The sequence below is a fragment of the Halomonas sp. AOP30-A1-24 genome (genome assembly GCF_052378165.1).
Lineage (GTDB): Bacteria > Pseudomonadota > Gammaproteobacteria > Pseudomonadales > Halomonadaceae > Vreelandella > Vreelandella citrativorans.
The window spans coordinates 125,323-142,447 of record NZ_JBQSXL010000002.1 but is presented as its reverse complement, the minus strand read 5'-3'; the positions used below and the strand labels follow the sequence as shown (position 1 = coordinate 142,447).

Annotated in this window: 14 protein-coding genes; 10 read left to right on the top strand and 4 right to left on the bottom strand. The window is 55.8% G+C overall.

The genetic code is table 11. The features are described from left to right. Nucleotides 1-38: 38 nt before the first annotated feature. Nucleotides 39-1,106 carry an NAD(P)H-dependent glycerol-3-phosphate dehydrogenase gene (locus tag ACT3TJ_RS01875; protein WP_193053820.1) on the top strand — a complete coding sequence of 356 codons (1,068 nt, stop codon included), beginning with the start codon at nt 39-41 and terminating at the stop codon, nt 1,104-1,106. Beyond that, the gene (sixA, locus tag ACT3TJ_RS01870) at nt 1,099-1,581 is read left to right on the top strand and encodes a phosphohistidine phosphatase SixA (RefSeq protein WP_193053819.1); all 483 of its coding nucleotides are present in this window, start codon (nt 1,099-1,101) and stop codon (nt 1,579-1,581) included. Before ACT3TJ_RS01875 ends, sixA begins: the two co-directional genes overlap by 8 nt. Before the next feature lie 77 nt (nt 1,582-1,658). Here the strand turns inward: sixA and gatB are convergent, their stop codons facing one another. The 3 genes from gatB to gatC form a co-directional block, all read right to left on the bottom strand. Next, complete coding sequence (gatB, locus tag ACT3TJ_RS01865; RefSeq protein WP_172116296.1) at nt 1,659-3,113, bottom strand: Asp-tRNA(Asn)/Glu-tRNA(Gln) amidotransferase subunit GatB; 1,455 nt, start codon at nt 3,111-3,113, stop codon at nt 1,659-1,661. Beyond that, the gene (gatA, locus tag ACT3TJ_RS01860) at nt 3,113-4,573 is read right to left on the bottom strand and encodes an Asp-tRNA(Asn)/Glu-tRNA(Gln) amidotransferase subunit GatA (protein WP_193053818.1); all 1,461 of its coding nucleotides are present in this window, start codon (nt 4,571-4,573) and stop codon (nt 3,113-3,115) included. The genes gatB and gatA overlap by 1 nt, the downstream gene beginning before the upstream one ends. Before the next feature lie 112 nt (nt 4,574-4,685). After that, a complete protein-coding gene (gene gatC / locus ACT3TJ_RS01855) occupies nt 4,686-4,973 on the bottom strand; it encodes an Asp-tRNA(Asn)/Glu-tRNA(Gln) amidotransferase subunit GatC (protein WP_087109458.1) in 288 nt (95 codons plus the stop codon). Nucleotides 4,974-5,207: 234 nt separating this feature from the next. Between gatC and ACT3TJ_RS01850 the strand changes: the two genes are divergently transcribed. From ACT3TJ_RS01850 to tldD, 7 genes are all read left to right on the top strand, one after another. Next, the gene (locus ACT3TJ_RS01850; RefSeq protein ID WP_087109456.1) at nt 5,208-6,245 is read left to right on the top strand and encodes a rod shape-determining protein; all 1,038 of its coding nucleotides are present in this window, start codon (nt 5,208-5,210) and stop codon (nt 6,243-6,245) included. A gap of 24 nt (nt 6,246-6,269) precedes the next feature. After that, the gene (gene mreC, locus ACT3TJ_RS01845; protein WP_193053817.1) at nt 6,270-7,211 is read left to right on the top strand and encodes a rod shape-determining protein MreC; all 942 of its coding nucleotides are present in this window, start codon (nt 6,270-6,272) and stop codon (nt 7,209-7,211) included. Next, nucleotides 7,211-7,699 carry a rod shape-determining protein MreD gene (gene mreD / locus ACT3TJ_RS01840; protein ID WP_441677028.1) on the top strand — a complete coding sequence of 163 codons (489 nt, stop codon included), beginning with the start codon at nt 7,211-7,213 and terminating at the stop codon, nt 7,697-7,699. The genes mreC and mreD overlap by 1 nt, the downstream gene beginning before the upstream one ends. Nucleotides 7,700-7,701: 2 nt before the next feature. Further along, nucleotides 7,702-8,304: a Maf family protein gene (locus tag ACT3TJ_RS01835; protein WP_193053816.1), complete on the top strand. Its 603-nt coding sequence runs from the start codon at nt 7,702-7,704 to the stop codon at nt 8,302-8,304. A 74-nt stretch (nt 8,305-8,378) separates the two neighbouring features. Further along, nucleotides 8,379-9,842, top strand: a complete 1,464-nt coding sequence (rng, locus tag ACT3TJ_RS01830) for a ribonuclease G (RefSeq protein ID WP_444621398.1) — start codon at nt 8,379-8,381, stop codon at nt 9,840-9,842. Nucleotides 9,843-9,846: 4 nt separating this feature from the next. Then, a complete protein-coding gene (locus ACT3TJ_RS01825; protein ID WP_444621399.1) occupies nt 9,847-13,707 on the top strand; it encodes a YhdP family phospholipid transporter in 3,861 nt (1,286 codons plus the stop codon). Next, on the top strand, nt 13,704-15,158 hold the full coding sequence (tldD, locus tag ACT3TJ_RS01820) for a metalloprotease TldD (RefSeq protein WP_087109445.1): 1,455 nt from the start codon (nt 13,704-13,706) through the stop codon (nt 15,156-15,158). Before ACT3TJ_RS01825 ends, tldD begins: the two co-directional genes overlap by 4 nt. 3 nt (nt 15,159-15,161) lie before the next feature. Here tldD and yjgA read toward each other — a convergent pair whose 3' ends face one another. Next, the gene (yjgA, locus tag ACT3TJ_RS01815) at nt 15,162-15,683 is read right to left on the bottom strand and encodes a ribosome biogenesis factor YjgA (protein WP_444621400.1); all 522 of its coding nucleotides are present in this window, start codon (nt 15,681-15,683) and stop codon (nt 15,162-15,164) included. 96 nt (nt 15,684-15,779) lie between these two features. Between yjgA and pmbA the strand changes: the two genes are divergently transcribed. Further along, nucleotides 15,780-17,120: a metalloprotease PmbA gene (gene pmbA / locus ACT3TJ_RS01810; protein ID WP_444621401.1), complete on the top strand. Its 1,341-nt coding sequence runs from the start codon at nt 15,780-15,782 to the stop codon at nt 17,118-17,120. Nucleotides 17,121-17,125 lie beyond the last annotated feature (5 nt).

The window sequence follows — 17,125 nt, the reverse complement described above, 5'->3', positions numbered from 1 at the left end:
AGCTGTTACTTTTCGCGTGATTTTTTCAGGACATCCTTATGGCTGAGCAGCAAATCAAGGTCGCGGTGCTGGGAGGTGGCAGTTTCGGTACGGCGCTTGCCAGCATCGCGGCGGATAACGGTGCCCATGTGCGTCAATGGATGCGAGACGAAGCGCTGGTCGCACAAATTAATCAAGAGCACCGTAACGGTCGCTACTTGCCTCACTATGCGATGAATCCTGCCGTTCAAGCCTCAACGGACCTGCACACGGTGCTGGACGATGCCGAGCTTGTGCTTATCGCCATTCCCTCAAAGGCGTTTCGAAGCGTGGTGCAGGCCGCGAAACCTTGGCTAAAGGCAAGACAAATTCTGGTCAGTACCACCAAAGGTATTGAGTCGGATAGCTTTCTGCTGATGAGTCAGGTGTTAGCGGATGAAACCGGCTTTTCCCATATTGGCGTCATCGCAGGCCCCAACCTTGCCTCAGAAATAGCCGATAAGCAGCTAACGGCGACAGTGATTGCCAGTGCCGATGCGCTAACGCGCACCCGTGTGCAGCAAGCATTGGGCTGCCGCTACTTTCGTGTTTATGCCAGCAATGATCGCCACGGGGTGGAATTGGGCGGTGCACTTAAGAATATTTATGCCATTGCGGCGGGCATGGCCGCTGCGTTGGGTATGGGGGAAAATACCCGCAGCATGCTAATGACTCGGGCGCTGGCTGAAATGAGCCGCTTTGCCGTGGCCCAGGGGGCTAACCCCATGACATTCCTTGGCCTTGCCGGGGTGGGCGACTTGATTGTGACCTGTTCGTCGAACCTGTCGCGTAATTATCGCGTGGGGTATGCCATGGGCGAGGGGCGCAGCCTTGAAGAGGCTGTTTCCGCGCTTGGCCAAGTGGCTGAAGGCGTCAATACGGTTAAGCTGGTGTGTGCCAAGGCGCAGGAAATGGGTGTATATATGCCGCTTGCCGAAGGCCTCTCCCATGTTCTCTTCGGCGGTGTGCCTGCCCAGGAGATGGCGCGTACGCTGATGATGGGCGAGCAGAGCAGTGATGTAGAATTTATTCTGCCCCGTGAGGCAGTTCAGCAGGCCCATTTGGATAATCGAGGCTGGCATGAGTAGCTTATTCATTATGCGCCACGGAGAAGCAGCGCCCGGCTTTCTGGATAGCAAACGGCTGCTCACCCCGCAGGGGGAGCACGAAGCCGCCATGATGGCGCAATGGCTGGCTGCACGCTTGGCAAAAGGGGAGCTTTTCGTACCGGTTCTCTATGCAAGCCCCTATGCGCGTGCGCAACAAACGGCACGTATTGTCGCTGAGGCATTAGGCTGTTCGCTAAGCACGCTGGACTTTATAACCCCAGAGGATGACCCGGCCAAGGTAAGCGAATGGTTGTTAACACAGCCAGACAGCGCGCCGATAATGCTGGTCAGCCATATGCCGCTGGTGGGTAATCTGACGGAACTGCTGGTGGAGGGCAGGCCGGGCCAGGGGCTGGGGTTCGACACCGCGGGCATTGCGGAGTTAGAGGCAGATGTATGGGCAGCAGGCTGCGCTCAGTTAGCGCGTTATATGTCGCCAGGTCAGTTGGCTTGAAAGAACCGTTTTAAGGTAATAAAAACGGCGGCCCCAAGGCCGCCGTTCGCGTTGCTGTACGAGCCAAACGTTGATGCTTACAGCAGCGCGTCGAGCTTCTCTTTTAACACGCCGTTAACCTGCTGGGGGTTAGCCGTGCCGCGCGAGGCTTTCATTACCTGACCCACAAAGTAGCCAATCATCTTGCCGCGTTTTTCAGGTTCTGCGTCGCGATACTGCGCGACCTGAGCCGGGCTTTCAGAGATCACCTGGTCGATCATGGCTTCAATCGCGCCGGTATCAGTGACCTGTTTAAGCCCTTTGGCTTCGATGATGGCGTCGGCACTTTCGCCCTGGCCATTCCAGAGCGCCTGGAAGACCTGCTTGGCGGCTTTGCCGTTGATCGTATCGTCAATCACTCGGCTAAGTAGCTCGCCCAGCTGGCGCGCCGATATGGGGCTGCTGTTGATGGCGAGGTTCTCACGGTTAAGCGCCCCGGAAAGCTCGCCCTGTACCCAGTTTGCGGCCTGCTTGGCATCACCGCAACCTTGGTGAACCTCCTCAAAGAACTCGGCCATTTCACGGCTGGCAGATAGCACCGCGGCGTCATAAGCAGAAAGGCCTAGCTCACTCTTGAAGCGCTCACGCTTGTCGGCGGGCAGTTCAGGCAGTTGGCTGCGTAAGTGGTCCAGGTAAGCGTTATCAAGTACGACGGGCAGTAGGTCGGGGCAGGGGAAGTAGCGGTAGTCGTTGGCTTCCTCTTTGGTCCGCATGCTGCGGGTTTCATCGCGCTCAGGATCAAACAGGCGCGTCTCTTGAACGACAGTACCACCGTCTTCGATGAGCTCAATCTGGCGCTCTACTTCAAACGCAATCGCCCGCTCGACAAAGCGGAACGAGTTAACGTTTTTGATCTCTGCCCGGGTGCCAAAGGCTTCCTGGCCTTTCGGGCGCACAGACACGTTCACATCGCAGCGCATTGAGCCTTCGGCCATATTGCCGTCGGAAATGCCCAGATACGTAACGATGGAGTGGATCGCTTTAAGATACGCGGCGGCTTCTTTGGCGCTGCGCATATCCGGCTCGGAAACGATCTCTAGCAGCGGAGTGCCTGCACGGTTTAAATCGATGCCGGTCATGCCTAAAAAGTCTTCGTGCAGCGACTTTCCAGCGTCTTCTTCCAGGTGCGCATGGTGAATGCGAATACGCTTGGTAGTATCGTCATCCAGGGTAATTTCCACGTCCCCAGGACCCACTATGGGCTGATACATCTGGCTGGTTTGATAGCCTTTGGGTAGGTCCGCGTAGAAGTAGTTTTTGCGATCAAATACCGATACTTCAGCAATATCCGCATGGACCGCTAGACCAAACTGAACGGCCATGGCCACGGCCTGCTCGTTGAGAACAGGCAGCGTTCCTGGAAGGCCCAAATCAACCGCGCATGCTTGGGTATTTGGCTCAGCGCCAAACGCGGTAGAAGCACCAGAGAAAATCTTGGAGCGAGTCGCGAGCTGTACGTGGACTTCCAGCCCAATTACGGTTTCCCATTGCATTAGGCGTGCTCCTCGGCAATAGCAGGAAGTTGAAGGTGCCAGTCGGTCGCTTGCTGATACTGGTGCGCCACATTTAAAAGCTGCGCTTCAGCAAAGTGCGTACCCAGAATCTGTAAGCCTACTGGGCGGCCGCCGGCAAAGCCTGCGGGTACGCTGATGCCGGGGATGCCCGCCAGGTTCACGGCAATCGTATAAATATCCTGCAGATACATCGAGACCGGATCTTTTTTGGCACCCAGGTCAAAGGCCGGCGTCGGCGAGGCCGGCCCCATCAAGACGTCAACATCTTCAAACGCGTCTAAAAAGTCCTGGCGAATCAAGCGGCGAACTTTCTGCGCTTTGGTGTAGTAGGCGTCAAAAAAGCCTTCAGAAAGAGTATGCGTACCAATCAGAATGCGTCGTTTGACCTCTTCACCGAAGCCTTCGGCACGGCTGCGCATGTAAAGATCGACTAAATCGACCGGCTCATTGCAGCGGTATCCAAAGCGCACGCCGTCATAGCGCGACAGGTTGGAGGAAGCTTCCGCAGGGGCGATGACGTAGTAGGCCGGAATCGCATAGTGAGTATGCGGAAGGCTCACTTCGCGTACCGTCGCACCCAGCGACTCATACACGCTTACCGCGTCACGCACGGCTTTTTCGACCTCGGGGTCTAGTCCGTCACCAAAATACTCTTTCGGTAGGCCGATTTTTAGGCCTGAAAGCGGTGCATTGAGGGTTTCGGTATAGTCAGGCACACCGCGGGCGACGCTGGTGGAGTCGCGTACGTCGTGACCCGCAATCACGTTCATCAAATGCGCGCAGTCGGAAGCCGAGCGGGCCATGGGGCCTGCCTGGTCCAGGCTGGATGCGTAGGCAATGATGCCGTAGCGCGAAACGCGCCCGTAAGTGGGCTTCAACCCCGTAATGCCGCAAAAAGCCGCCGGCTGGCGAATAGAGCCGCCGGTATCGGTACCCATGGCCGCAGGCACAAGGCCGGCAGCGACTGCAGCAGCGCTTCCGCCGGAACTGCCGCCGGGAACAGCGGTTGAATCCCAAGGGTTTTTAACCGCACCGTAGTAGCTATTCTCATTGGAGGAGCCCATGGCGAACTCATCCATATTGGTTTTACCCAGGCTGATGGTGCCGGCCGCATTAAGCTTCTCTACGACGGTGGCATCATACGGCGCGATGAAGTTATCCAGCATTTTGGAGCCACAGCTGGTTTTTACATCGCGTGTACAAAAAATATCTTTTAACGCCAAAGGAATGCCGGTAAGCAGCCCGGCATTACCCGCTGCGCGTGCTTTATCGGCCGCTTCGGCCTGATTAAGCGCCTGTTCAGCGGTCACGGTAATAAAGCTGTTGATCTTGCTATCAGCTTTTTCAATTTTTTGTAAATAGTGCGAGGTTAACTCGCGGCTGGAAAACTCACCACTTTTTAAGGCGGCAGCGAGTTGCGTTAACGTTTTATCAAGCATGACCCGAAAGCTCCGTTCGAGAACGTATGAAAAGTGTGGAAACCGTCGTTAAAACTGTCTTTAAAACCGTCATTAAAACTGTCGTTAAAACAGCCTTAAAAACACGGCTTTCTTACTCAACGACACGGGGGACCAGATATAGGCCGTTTTCCACTGCCGGAGCACAACGCTGAAAGGTGTCGCGCTGGTTGGTTTCGGTTACTTCGTCCGCACGCAGGCGCTGGGTGGCGTCCAATGGGTGTGAAAGCGGAGAAACTCCCTCTGTATCAATGCTTTGTAATTGGTCGACCATGTCCAGAATGCGGCTTAGATCGTCTACAAAGCCAATAGCCTGGTCATCGCTGACGGCGAGTCGGGCCAGATGCGCAGCCCGGCGCACATGAGATTCTTCAAGCGCCATGATCGAAAATTCCTCGCTAAAACGTGAGATGGAACATATTCCGCGTTATACGGTATACAATCAGTCATCGAAAAAAACGTCTTGTGTAGCAGACGTGGAAAATAGCCGCAAAAGGTAGCACATTTTGACCTCCGCGGGCAGTGTTCAGCGCGACTCGTGCTTGCTGCCAAGGGGTTGCGGTGATACCGTTTGCATCCGCACAGGGTTCCCGGTCTGCACTAGGTAACAACATCCATGTTCAAACGTTTGAGGGGGCTGTTTTCCAGCGATCTGTCGATCGATCTGGGTACGGCCAACACACTGATTTATGTTCGCGGTCGTGGCATCGTGCTTGATGAACCGTCCGTTGTCGCCATTCGCCAGTCTGGCAGTATGCGTAGCGTGGCATCGGTAGGTGCCGACGCAAAGCGCATGCTGGGACGTACGCCTGGCAATATTACCGCCATCCGGCCCATGAAAGACGGCGTTATCGCCGACTTTACAGTCACCGAGCAGATGCTTCAGCACTTTATTCGTAAAGTGCACCAGAGCACCTTCCTGACGCCTAGCCCGCGCGTACTGGTATGCGTACCGTGCATGTCAACGCAGGTTGAACGGCGAGCGATCCGTGAGTCCGCTGAAGGGGCTGGCGCCCGTGAAGTGTTCCTGATCGAAGAGCCAATGGCTGCTGCGATTGGCGCAGGGCTGCCAGTTGAGGAAGCGCAAGGTTCGATGGTGGTAGATATTGGTGGTGGTACCACCGAGATTGCCATTATTTCGCTTAATGGCGTGGTGTATTCAGAATCGATCCGCGTAGGCGGTGACCGTTTTGATGAGGCGATCACCGCGTACGTGCGCCGCCACTATGGCAGCTTGATTGGTGAAGCCACGGCTGAGCGAATCAAGGAAGAGATTGGTTGCGCCTACCCCGGTGGTGAGCTGCGTGAAATCGACGTCCGTGGGCGTAATTTAGCGGAAGGTATACCGCGCAGCTTCACGTTGAACTCGCACGAGATTCTGGAAGCGCTGCAGGAAACGCTTGGCTCGATTGTCGCCGCTGTTAAAAGCGCACTTGAGCAGTCGCCCCCAGAGCTTGCTTCTGATATTGCGGAGCGCGGTTTGGTGTTAACAGGCGGTGGCGCGTTGCTGCGCGACCTCGATAAGCTGATTGCTGAAGAGACGGGATTGCCGGTCATCGTTGCCGAAGACCCACTTACCTGTGTGGCAAGAGGCGGCGGTAAAGCGCTTGAAATGATCGATCAGCACACTTTTGAGCTGCTCTCAAGCGACTAATTTTTAGCGGTTTATCGCGGGGGATTGCCTATTAAACCGCTATTTTCACACGGGTCGCTGCCGGGCTACCGGCTGTTTTTCTGCGTGCTGGCGGCAAGCGCCTTGATGTTTGCCGACCACCGATTTACACGCATGGAAGGCGTGCGCGCCCAAATGACGATGGTTGTTGCGCCTGTTCAATGGATTGTTAGCGTGCCTAGCGATCTATTGAATTGGGGCGCGCTCGCGCTGTCTGATCAGCAGGCATTGGTGGACGAAAACCGCCGACTGCGCGAACAAATTCTGACGCTGTCTCATCGTGGGCAGCGCATGGCCAACCTGACGGCTGAAAATACCGAGCTTCGTCATCTATTAAACGCCGCAGAACGGCGCCAAATTCCTTATATCAGTGCAGAGCTGCTTTCCCTGGATAATGACCCGTTTAGCCATCAAATGGTGGTTGATCGTGGGCATCGTAACGGGGCGTATGTTGGGCAGCCTGTGATTGATGCGTCGGGGCTGGTAGGCCAAGTGACAGCCGTTTCAGCGTACTCTAGTCGTGTGCTGTTGCTGGCAGATGCAAGCCATGCATTGCCGGTTCAGATTAACCGTAACGGATTGCGCTTTATTGTCCAGGGGGCTGGTCGCTATGGCAGCGTCAATGTATTACACGTGCCAGACACGGCGGATATTCGGGAAGGCGACTTGCTCACCACCTCAGGGATTGCCGGTCGTTTTCCACCAGGATACCCCGTTGCGCGCGTTACCAACGTTTATCATGACCCCGGCCAGCCATTTGCGCATGTAACGGCTGAACCTACTGCCCAGTTGCAGCGTGCTCGTCATTTCTTGCTACTTTTCCCACCGCCGCGCGAAGACATCGAAGATTCAATTTGGGATGAGTCCATGGATATCTCAGCCAGCGCGATACATGCAGCCCAGCGCCTTGCGCCAGCGGTACCTGCTGACCCTCAGGAGGTTCGCTAATGGCGCGCGCACCTGTTGTACCTTTGGTAGTGGTGTGGTTTAGCTTGATTCTGGCGCTGTGTTTGCAAGTCATGCCACTGGCCGAGGGGTGGCAAGTTTATCGGCCTGAATGGATCGGGCTGATGCTGATTTACTGGTGTATGCGATCACCTGACCGAGTCGGTGTTTTCCATGGCTTTGTACTTGGGCTGCTGCTTGACCTGATAGAGGGAACGGCGCTTGGCCAACATGCGCTGATATTGTCGTTATTAGCGTTTCTATGCGCCCTAGTGTATCCGCGCTTTCGAGCGTATTCACTGGTTCAACAGTCGCTGCTGGTGCTGGTGCTGCTTGGTCTGGTGCAGTTAGTCGAACAGTGGTTACGTACCTTAACCGGGGAGTTCTCAATACACCTCTCTTTCCTGATGTCGGCGTTAATCAGTGCCTTTTTATGGCCATGGTTAGCTACCATGTTTAAGGCACTGGAAAGACGCTTACTGGGGGCTTAGGCATGCAGTCAACGCTGGCTACTACATCATCGCCCATGCTTTGTTTGGCGTCTGCTTCACCCAGGCGGCGAGACCTGCTGGCGTCCATTGGGGTGACGGTGAGTGTTATACCCAGCGATGTAGATGAAACGCCGAAACAGGGAGAGTCAGCAGCGGCTTATGTACAGCGTCTTGCGGTTGCCAAGGCCTTGGCCGCTGCGCCGAAGACGCTGTTACCGGTGCTTGGGTCGGATACCGCCGTAGTGGTAGACGGTACTATTCTGGGCAAGCCGGTTAATGCAGACGATGCCGCCGCCATGCTGAGGCAGTTGTCGAATCGGACGCATCAGGTGCTGACGGCGGTGGCTGTTACGGGGCCCAAGGGGGTGCTGTGTTGCTGCGTAACGACGGACGTCAAGATGCGACAGGTCACCGCTCAGGAAATTAGCGATTACTGGTTAACGGGTGAGCCAGCGGACAAGGCGGGCGGATATGCCATACAAGGCTTGGCCGCCATTTTTGTCGAAGAAATCAAGGGTAGCCACTCTGCCGTTGTGGGTTTGCCGCTTTATGAAACGGCGCAGTTGCTTGGCCAGCAGGGAGTGCCTATTTGGATGGGGCATTAATACTCGCACACTTATTCGTCGTCTCATGCCCCCTGTAACGGGTGTGATATACGTGAACCGAGAAGGAATTTTGCATGAGCGGTGAAGTCCTCATCAATTTAACGCCCATGGAAACACGGGTTGCGCTCGTTGAAAATGGCGTTTTGCAAGAGGCGCTTATAGAGCGCTCACGGCGACGTGGCATTGTAGGTAATATCTACAAAGGCAAAGTGGTTCGCGTATTGCCTGGCATGCAGGCTGCCTTTGTCGATATTGGCCTTGAGCGCGCGGCGTTTATCCATGCCCATGAAGTTATGCCCTCCGGGACGCCCGTTGATGAGCAGCAAACCATTGGGCAATTATTGCACGAGGGGCAAGCGCTGGTCGTACAGGTAACCAAGGACCCCATTGGTACGAAAGGGGCGCGTCTTACCACGCACCTCTCTATTCCCTCTCGTTACCTGGTGTATATGCCCGACTCTCCTCATCATGGGGTTTCGCAGCGCATTGAAGATGAGCGTGAACGCGAGCGCCTGAAGGCCCTGCTGGATAGCAGCATTACTGAGCAAACATTGGAAGTGACCGGCGGCTTTATCGTACGCACGGCCGCTGAAGGCGTCGGCGATGAGGAACTGGCGGGCGATATGCACTTTTTGCTGCGTATCTGGCGTAAAGTTACCGAACGCAAAATTAGCGCGGCGCCGTCCAACGTCATTTATGACGACTTGCCGCTGTTTATGCGTACCTTGCGCGATGTGATGCGTGATGACATCGAGAAAGTGCGTATCGATTCTCGGGAAAATTTTGTCAAGCTGGTCGAATTTGCCGAAGAGTTTATGCCTTATGCCGTGGATAGAATTGAGTACTATCCAGGCGAGCGGCCCATTTTTGATCTCTATAGTGTAGAAGATGAGATTCAGAAGGCGCTGGGCCGCAAGGTGCAACTGAAGTCAGGCGGATATCTGGTCATTGACCCGACCGAGGCGATGACAACCATTGATGTCAATACGGGGGGGTACGTTGGGCACCGCAACCTCGAAGAGACCATTTTCAAGACCAACCTTGAGGCAGCAACGGCCATTGCCCGCCAGCTTCGGTTACGCAATCTGGGCGGTATCATCATCATCGATTTTATCGATATGGCGGAGGTAGAGCATCAGCGCCAGGTTATTCGTGTGCTTGAAAAAGCGCTGGGGCGTGATCATGCCAAGACCAAATGCACCGGTGTTACCGAGTTAGGGCTTGTGCAACTGACGCGCAAGCGTACTCGTGAGAGCCTTGAGCAAACGTTGTGCGATGCCTGTCCTACGTGCAGCGGACGCGGCACGCTCAAAACTCCTGAAACGGTGTGCTACGAGATCTTCCGCGAGATTCTGCGTGAAGAACGTGCCTATAGCCCTGAAACGTATACCGTGCTTGCTTCCCAGGCCGTCGTTGACAGGCTGCTGGATGAGGAGTCGGCGGCAGTGGCAGACTTGGAAACGTTTATTAATAAAACGATTCGTTTTCAGGTGGAGCAACACTACTCACAAGAGCAGTACGATATTGTGTTGATGTGATGCCATGACGATCCGCTCGCTGACGCGTTGGAGTTTACTTCTGCTTGCCTGGGGACTGGGCGGTATTGCGGTCATAGCGCTGCTTTTCCGGCTTATGGTCAGTCAGGCAGATACTTTGACGCCGCATGTTGAAGCTTTTTTGGAAGCTCAGATTGGTGTGCCGGTAACGATTGAAAACCTCTCCTTTTCAATGGCGCGTAGTGAGTTGATCGTGGAGCTTGAAGGCTTTGGGGCCGAAACGCCGAGCGGTCAGCCGCTTTTTTCACTGCGCCAAGCCGAGCTGCGCCTGGATATTGGCGCATCGCTACGTAATCTCTTGCCTATTTTTAGCGACATCAGATTACATCAAACCGAATTTCACCTTTATCAAGGAGTGGACGACGTTTGGCAATGGCCCGACCCTGCCAAGCTGCCGGTGCATATAGCGCCAGAGCCGGATGTTGACTTGCCAACCATTGATGCCTGGACGGAATGGGTATTGCGCCAGCAAATCTGGATTGATGACACGCGTGTTGTTCTGCACGGCAAGCAAGAGCGCGTCATGCTCGAAGCTCCTGCGCTGTTATTAGCCGGCAATCAGCAAGGGGCAAAACTTCAGGGTACGGTCGACGTTCTTGATTCGGAGCGTAGCGAAGCGCCACCAATACCCGCTGTACAGCTACTAGCGGAAATGCAGCCGGGCCGAGATGGCCTGAACGACTTCTCTGCCACGTTGAAGCTGGAGGCCCAGTTTGATCAGTTACTGACGCTGGTTGAGCTGTTTCGGCCAGAACATGTGCCGAACCTGGAGCAGGCCGGAGGCGATGCACGCGTGTGGGGCCGCTGGTATGAAGGCGGGCTTCAGGAGGTGCGCCTTGCCATCGATATCCCTGAGCTAGTGCTGCGCCAGGATATTCAGTTCGCCGTGCTAAGAAACATACAAGCACAGGGTGAGTGGCAACGCGAAGGAGAGGGCGGTGAAGCGTGGTTAAGCGGTAACGCAGAGAGTGTTGATTGGGCCGAACCTGGCGAGGCGATAGAAGGCCCAGCACTGCCGCATCACTGGTACCTGTCTCATCGGCCAGGCCAGTGGGCGCTGCGTACCAGTGCTTTTGAGCTGGCTTCGCTCACTGCTTGGCGAGACTACGTATTGTTACCCGAATCCGTGACGCGTGTACTGGAAACGCTGGCTCCGAGGGGGCGGGTGCAAGGGCTGAGCTTGGGCCAGAAGGAGGGTAGCTGGGAGGTCGATGCGGCGTTAACCAATGTCGAAGTATCGCCTTGGGAAGGCGCGCCAGGTGGCGGCCCCATGGATGCCTGGGTTCAAGCTCGGGACTCCCGTGGCCGGGTGACGTTTAATAGTGCCGGTGACAGTTCGCTCTATTTCCCCGACTTGTTCACCGAACCCATGCAGCTTCAGCAGGCTGAGGGCATCGTAGAGTGGGTCTACGATGGACCTAATACGATGGTCAGCGGCCGTCAAATTAACGTGGATTGGGACGATGCCCAGATAAGCGGTGGGTTTGGGTTAGTGGTTGCAGAGGAGACAGGTCGGTTCGGACTGGATATCGATTTTGCCAATGTCGATGCGCTTGAGCGCCCTCTGGGTCAATGGCTGCCCTTGCATGTATTCGATGAGGAACTGCGTGACTGGCTGTTAGATGATATTGGCGGCAAGGTGCCTAATGGTTCGCTCAAACTGAGCCTGCCTATCGAGAGCGACATTAGCGCTGATGATATATCCGCAACGCTGGCACTTAAGATAACCGAAGGGCATTTGCCTATTGCCCCCGGCTGGCCTCGCCTGGAGGATGTTGAAGGGCGTTTAACGTGGCAAAATCAGGTGCTTGAAGCGCGGGTTGAGCATGCCCAGAGTCGCGGTATAACCGCTTCACAAGGCGAGCTGACCATGCAAGATGAGATACTCAATGTGTCGGGTAACCTGCATGGCGATGGCTCCGCCCTGATCGCATTTTTAACATCGATACCTGATGTCGATATGAATATTCTCAACGACCTTCAGGCTGAAGGCGAGGTAGAGGCTGATTTAGCCATATCGCTACCTCTGGAAGCGCCAGATAATTTCCAGCTGGAAGTCAATGCAGTCCCTGCGCTCACCCGTGTCGCTTACGCCCCCGTGGGCGAGGCGCTTCAGGCGGTAAAGGGCCAGTTAACCTGGCAGCAGTACGGTGACAGCATGGCGCTAATAGGCAGTGTCGATGGACAGCTATTGGGCGGCGATATTAGTGCTGACATGCATACCCAGCGAGACGGTATCCGCTTGCGGGGGCAAACGCCGGTGGCGTCACTTTTCTCATTGGTGGATATACCTGCCGAGCAAGGCAAGCAGCTGCTTGATGGAACGATGCAGTGGCAAGGGCGCGTAACGCTTGAGCCAGGCCCTGCGCTATCTCTAGAAAGCCAGCTTGAAGGGGTGCGTCTTGATCTGCCTGAACCTTTTGCCAAGGCTGCAGGCGAGCCTTGGCCCTGGACGCTTAGTGCTGATTTCGACAGTGGCCGGGTGGAGAGTCGCTTGGCCGATATCGCGCATTTACGCTTAAAGGATCGGTTAGGTGACGTGTCAGGCAACCTGCATGTGGCGGATGCTGAGGTAAGCGCACCCGAGTGGCCGATGCAGTCAGGCTTTCGCTTACAGGCAAACCTTCCTCGCATTGACCCGATGGCGTGGCAACAAGCCGTCGCTCCACTGTTTCGAGGCGACCAGAGCGGTGGCCTAACCGCTCAACTATCCGGTCAGCATCCGCCGTTGGAGTTCGCCCTGGATACCGCTTGCCTTGTCTATCAGCAAGCATGCGTTGGTGGTGCGGCATTAATCGGCAGTGTGCAGAATGGCACAGTTACCGCAGCGCTTGAGAGCGACTTGGTGACGGGGCATCTTCGCTATCAGCAAGCAGCTCAGCACCCTCTGGATATCACCATTAGCCAGTTAGCACTGGATCGGCTGACTAATTTGGCAGATACGAGCAGTGAGTCAGAAACGACCTCGCCGGACTCCTGGCTCGGTGAGGTGGAGACGCAGCGCACAGTGCCTGCGGCTATTCCTGAGTGGCTGGCTGAGCTACCCGATGGGCGACTTCGGTTGGCGGAAATGAGCGTGGGGGAAAGCCGTTTCGGGCCTTTATCCGCCTATTGGCACACTGAACCAGGCCGGTTTTCGCTAATGCCGGTTGGGTTAACGCTTGGGCAACTTTCTGCTCGTGGTGAACTCTATTGGGAGGGCGATGCCTCGACCAGTCGAACCCAGGCCAATATTTCCATCGAAGGCGGCGATGTAGGTACCGCTCTTGAGCGCATGGATCAACCCGTTGCCTTACGCAGCCGACGTACTACCGCAACCGCCAATCTTGGCTGGGAGGGCGCACCATGGCAGTTCTCGTTAAATCAGGCGCAGGGCGACATAGGCATCGACGTGCAGGATGGGCGCTTTATGCATCTGGACTCTGCACCGGTGCGTCTCGTTGGCCTGCTGAATTTCGATAATATATTGCGTCGATTGCGGTTGGATTTTTCTGACGTCACCGGCACGGGTACCGCTTTTGATCGCGTTGACGGCACGGCAGATGTCGAAAATGGCCAGCTTTCGTTGAGCGAGCCATTGCAAATTAAAGCACCTGCCGCCAACTTAACCCTAACCGGTAATGTTAACTTGCTTCATCGAGAGCTTGATTTGCGCCTTGGCGTTGTGATGCCGGTGACGCAAACACTGCCCATTGCCGCCCTTGCGGTGGGCGCTCCTGTTGTAGGTGGCGCACTATTTATTGCTGATCAGCTTTTTGGCAGCGCTCTGGATCGAGCGACGACCATTCATTATCGCGCGCGAGGCCCCTGGACTTCGCCGCAGGTTACTTTAGAAGGCTCCGAATGACCGCATTTAAGAGCGATATAGACTCCGCCGTTTCCATTCTTCTTACGCCGGGTGGCTTGGACCTTGATGGGCTTGATAAAGGCCTTGAGTACGCCATGGGCGCGGGTGTGGATTACGCTGATCTCTACTTTCAGCGCACCTGGACAGAGGGCTGGGTGTTGGAAGATGGTGAGGTAAAAGAGGCAAGTTACAACATTGATGGCGGTGTGGGCGTCCGCTCCCTGGCCGGAGAAAAAACCGGCTTTGCCTACTCCAATCAGATTAGTGCGGATGCGCTTATCGATACCGGGCGCACGGCCTCAGGCATTGTGCGTAGTGGCAAGCGCCTGCCTGGGCAAGCCGTTAAGCCGGTTTCAGTGGCCCCTTTTTACGCTGGTGTTGATCCTTTAGCGGGGCTGACTGCTGAAGAGAAGGTCGCCATGCTAAAAGAAGCTGATCGCATCGCTCGCGCGGCTGACCCTAGCGTTTCTCAGGTAAGCGCCTCGCTTTCTGGCACTTACGAAGTGGTTTTGGTGCGTGCCAGTGATGGCACCTTGGCCGCGGATATTCGCCCGCTGGTGCGCTTTAACGTTAGCGTAATTGCCGTGAAAAATGGCCGCAGAGAGCGCGGCAGTGCAGGCGGTGGCGGACGCTACTCCATGGCTCGCCTGCGTAATGAAGGTGTTGCCGAGCGATACGCAAAAGAGGCCGTACGCCAAGCGCTCGTCAATCTTGAGGCGGTCGATGCACCAGCCGGGCAAATGCCGGTGGTACTGGCTTCTGGCTGGCCGGGCATTTTGCTGCACGAAGCCGTCGGTCATGGGCTGGAAGGTGATTTCAACCGTAAAGGCAGTTCGGCATTCTCGGGTCGTATGGGGCAACGCGTCGCTGCCAAGGGTGTGACGGTGGTCGATGATGCCACGATTGCTGATGGTCGTGGCTCGTTAAGTGTCGATGACGAGGGCACACCCGGGCAAAACACGCCGTTGATCGAAGACGGCATTCTTACTGGCTATATGCAGGACAAGCTGAATGCTCGATTAATGAACATGGCGCCAACCGGTAATGCTCGCCGCGAGTCGTTTGCGCATTTACCCATGCCGCGCATGACCAATACGGTCATGCTGGCAGGCCAGGATGCACCCGAGGATATTATCAAAAGCGTCAAAAAAGGTATTTATGCCGTTAGCTTCGGTGGCGGCCAAGTGGATATCACCTCGGGCAAATTTGTATTCTCCGCCAGCGAAGCCTACCTGATTGAGGATGGGCGCATTACGGTTCCCGTTAAGGGCGCCACGCTGATTGGTAATGGGCCGGAGGCGATGGGGCGTGTCTCCATGATTGGCCACGATATGGCGCTGGATACAGGCATTGGCGTGTGTGGCAAAGAGGGTCAAGGCGTACCGGTTGGGGTGGGTCAGCCCACACTAAAACTGGATGAGCTAACCGTTGGCGGTACGCAGTCCTCGTAAGTGTTAAAGCGCCAGCGTGTCGCGTAGAAGTTTGAACAGCTTACGCGAGCTGGCGGGCGGCTTGTCCTGATCGCGCTCACGCTGAGCGTTGCGAACTAACTGACGTAGCGCTTGGCGATCCGCGTTGGGATAGTCTGCCATAAATTGGTCAATGGCAGGATCGCCTTCTCCAATAAGCCGGTCCCGCCACTTTTCAAGACGATGAAAGGCATGGTCGCGCTGCTCTTTTTCCTGCTCAATTGAGTCAAAGACACCTTGAATCGCGGTCAGGTCCTCTTTGCGAACCAGCTTGCCGACATACTGCATATGACGGCGGCGCCCTTCGTGGGAGCGAATACGAGAGGTCTCTTCGATGGCACGCAGCATGTCGTCGGAGAGAGGAAAGCGGGCACGCTCAGCAGGTTTCATGGCGATTAAGGTTTCGCCGAGCGCTTGGAGCGCATGCATTTCGCGTTTGAGCTGCGACTTGCTGGGGCGCTCTTCGGGTTCTTGAGTATCCAGGGGCTCGGGGCGTTTCTTCGGCATAGTAAGGCTCACAGACAAGATTCGTTGGCAGCATTATATCAGGCTGCGACAAGAACATTGATTCGGCGATGAGATTCGTACGAAAAAGGAGGCTATATGGCACAGGCATTTGATGCATCCTCGCAGCAGGCACTGTTAACCGCGCGTGCAGAAGAGGCGTTGACCTTGGCCAAGCGCCTGGGAGCCGATGCGGCGGAAGTGGGCGCAAGCGTTGACCAGGGCGTGGGCGTTAGCGTGCGCTTGGGCGATGTGGAGACGGTTGAGCTTTCACGAGACCAGGGCATTGCCGTCACGCTTTACGTCGGCAAGCGCAAAGGAAGTGCATCGTCGAGTGACGCCAGCAGTGCCTCGATTCAAGCAACGGTTGAGAAAGCATTAGCCATTGCGCGTTATACCGGTGAAGACCCGGTGGCTGGCTTGGCGGATGCCGATCAGATGGCGACCGAATTGCCGGACCTTAAGGTTCATTACCCGTGGGCGCTGACAACTGAGCAAGCAATCGACCTTGCGCTTGCCTGCGAGCAGGCGGGTCGTGATGTTGAGGGTATTAGTCAGTCAGAAGGCGCGTCGCTTTCAAGCGGTGAGGGCGTACGGGTTTATGCTAACAGCCATGGTTTTTTAGGTACCCAAAAAGGCAGTAGTCACTCCCTTTCATGCATGCTCATTGCTCAGGATGAAGGTGGTATGCAGCGGGACTACGACTATACCTCTGCGCGTAATCCACAGCATTTGCGCGACCCGGGTGAAGTAGGGCGCGAGGCCGCGGCCCGTACGCTGCGTCGGTTAGGTGCCAAGCGGCCGCCAACCGGCACCTTTCCCATTCTGTTTGATCCTTCGCTGTCTAGTGGTTTGGTTGGGCATTTATTGGGCGCATTGGCGGGTGGCGCGCTGTATCGCCAATCCTCTTTCCTGTGTGACCGTTTGGGCACGCCGTTATTTCCTGAATGGTTTAGTCTGGAAGAGCGCCCTATGGAAATAGGAGCGACCGCCAGTACGCCGTTTGATGGAGAAGGTGTGCAGACACGTAATAACCGCTTTATCGAACAGGGGCGTATCGCGAGCTATATGCTTTCGTCCTACAGTGCCCGTCGCTTGGGCATGCAAACCACGGGGAATGCTGGCGGTGCCCGCAACGTGCGTTTAGACGCATCCTTGCAGACGCGTGATGCGCTGCTTAAAACGATGGGTCGAGGCATTTGGGTCACCGAACTAATGGGCCAAGGCGTGAACGGCGTAACCGGGGATTACTCGCGTGGTGCGGCGGGCTTCTGGGTCGAGAATGGAGAAATCCAGTATCCGGTTGAAGAATTTACCATCGCTGGAAACCTTGAGCGTATGTTCTCAGGCCTTGTTGGTATCGGAAGTGATATCGATACGCGCGGCAGCATCCATACGGGCAGCTGGTTAGTGGATGCGATGACTGTCGCCGGTAGCTAAAAAAG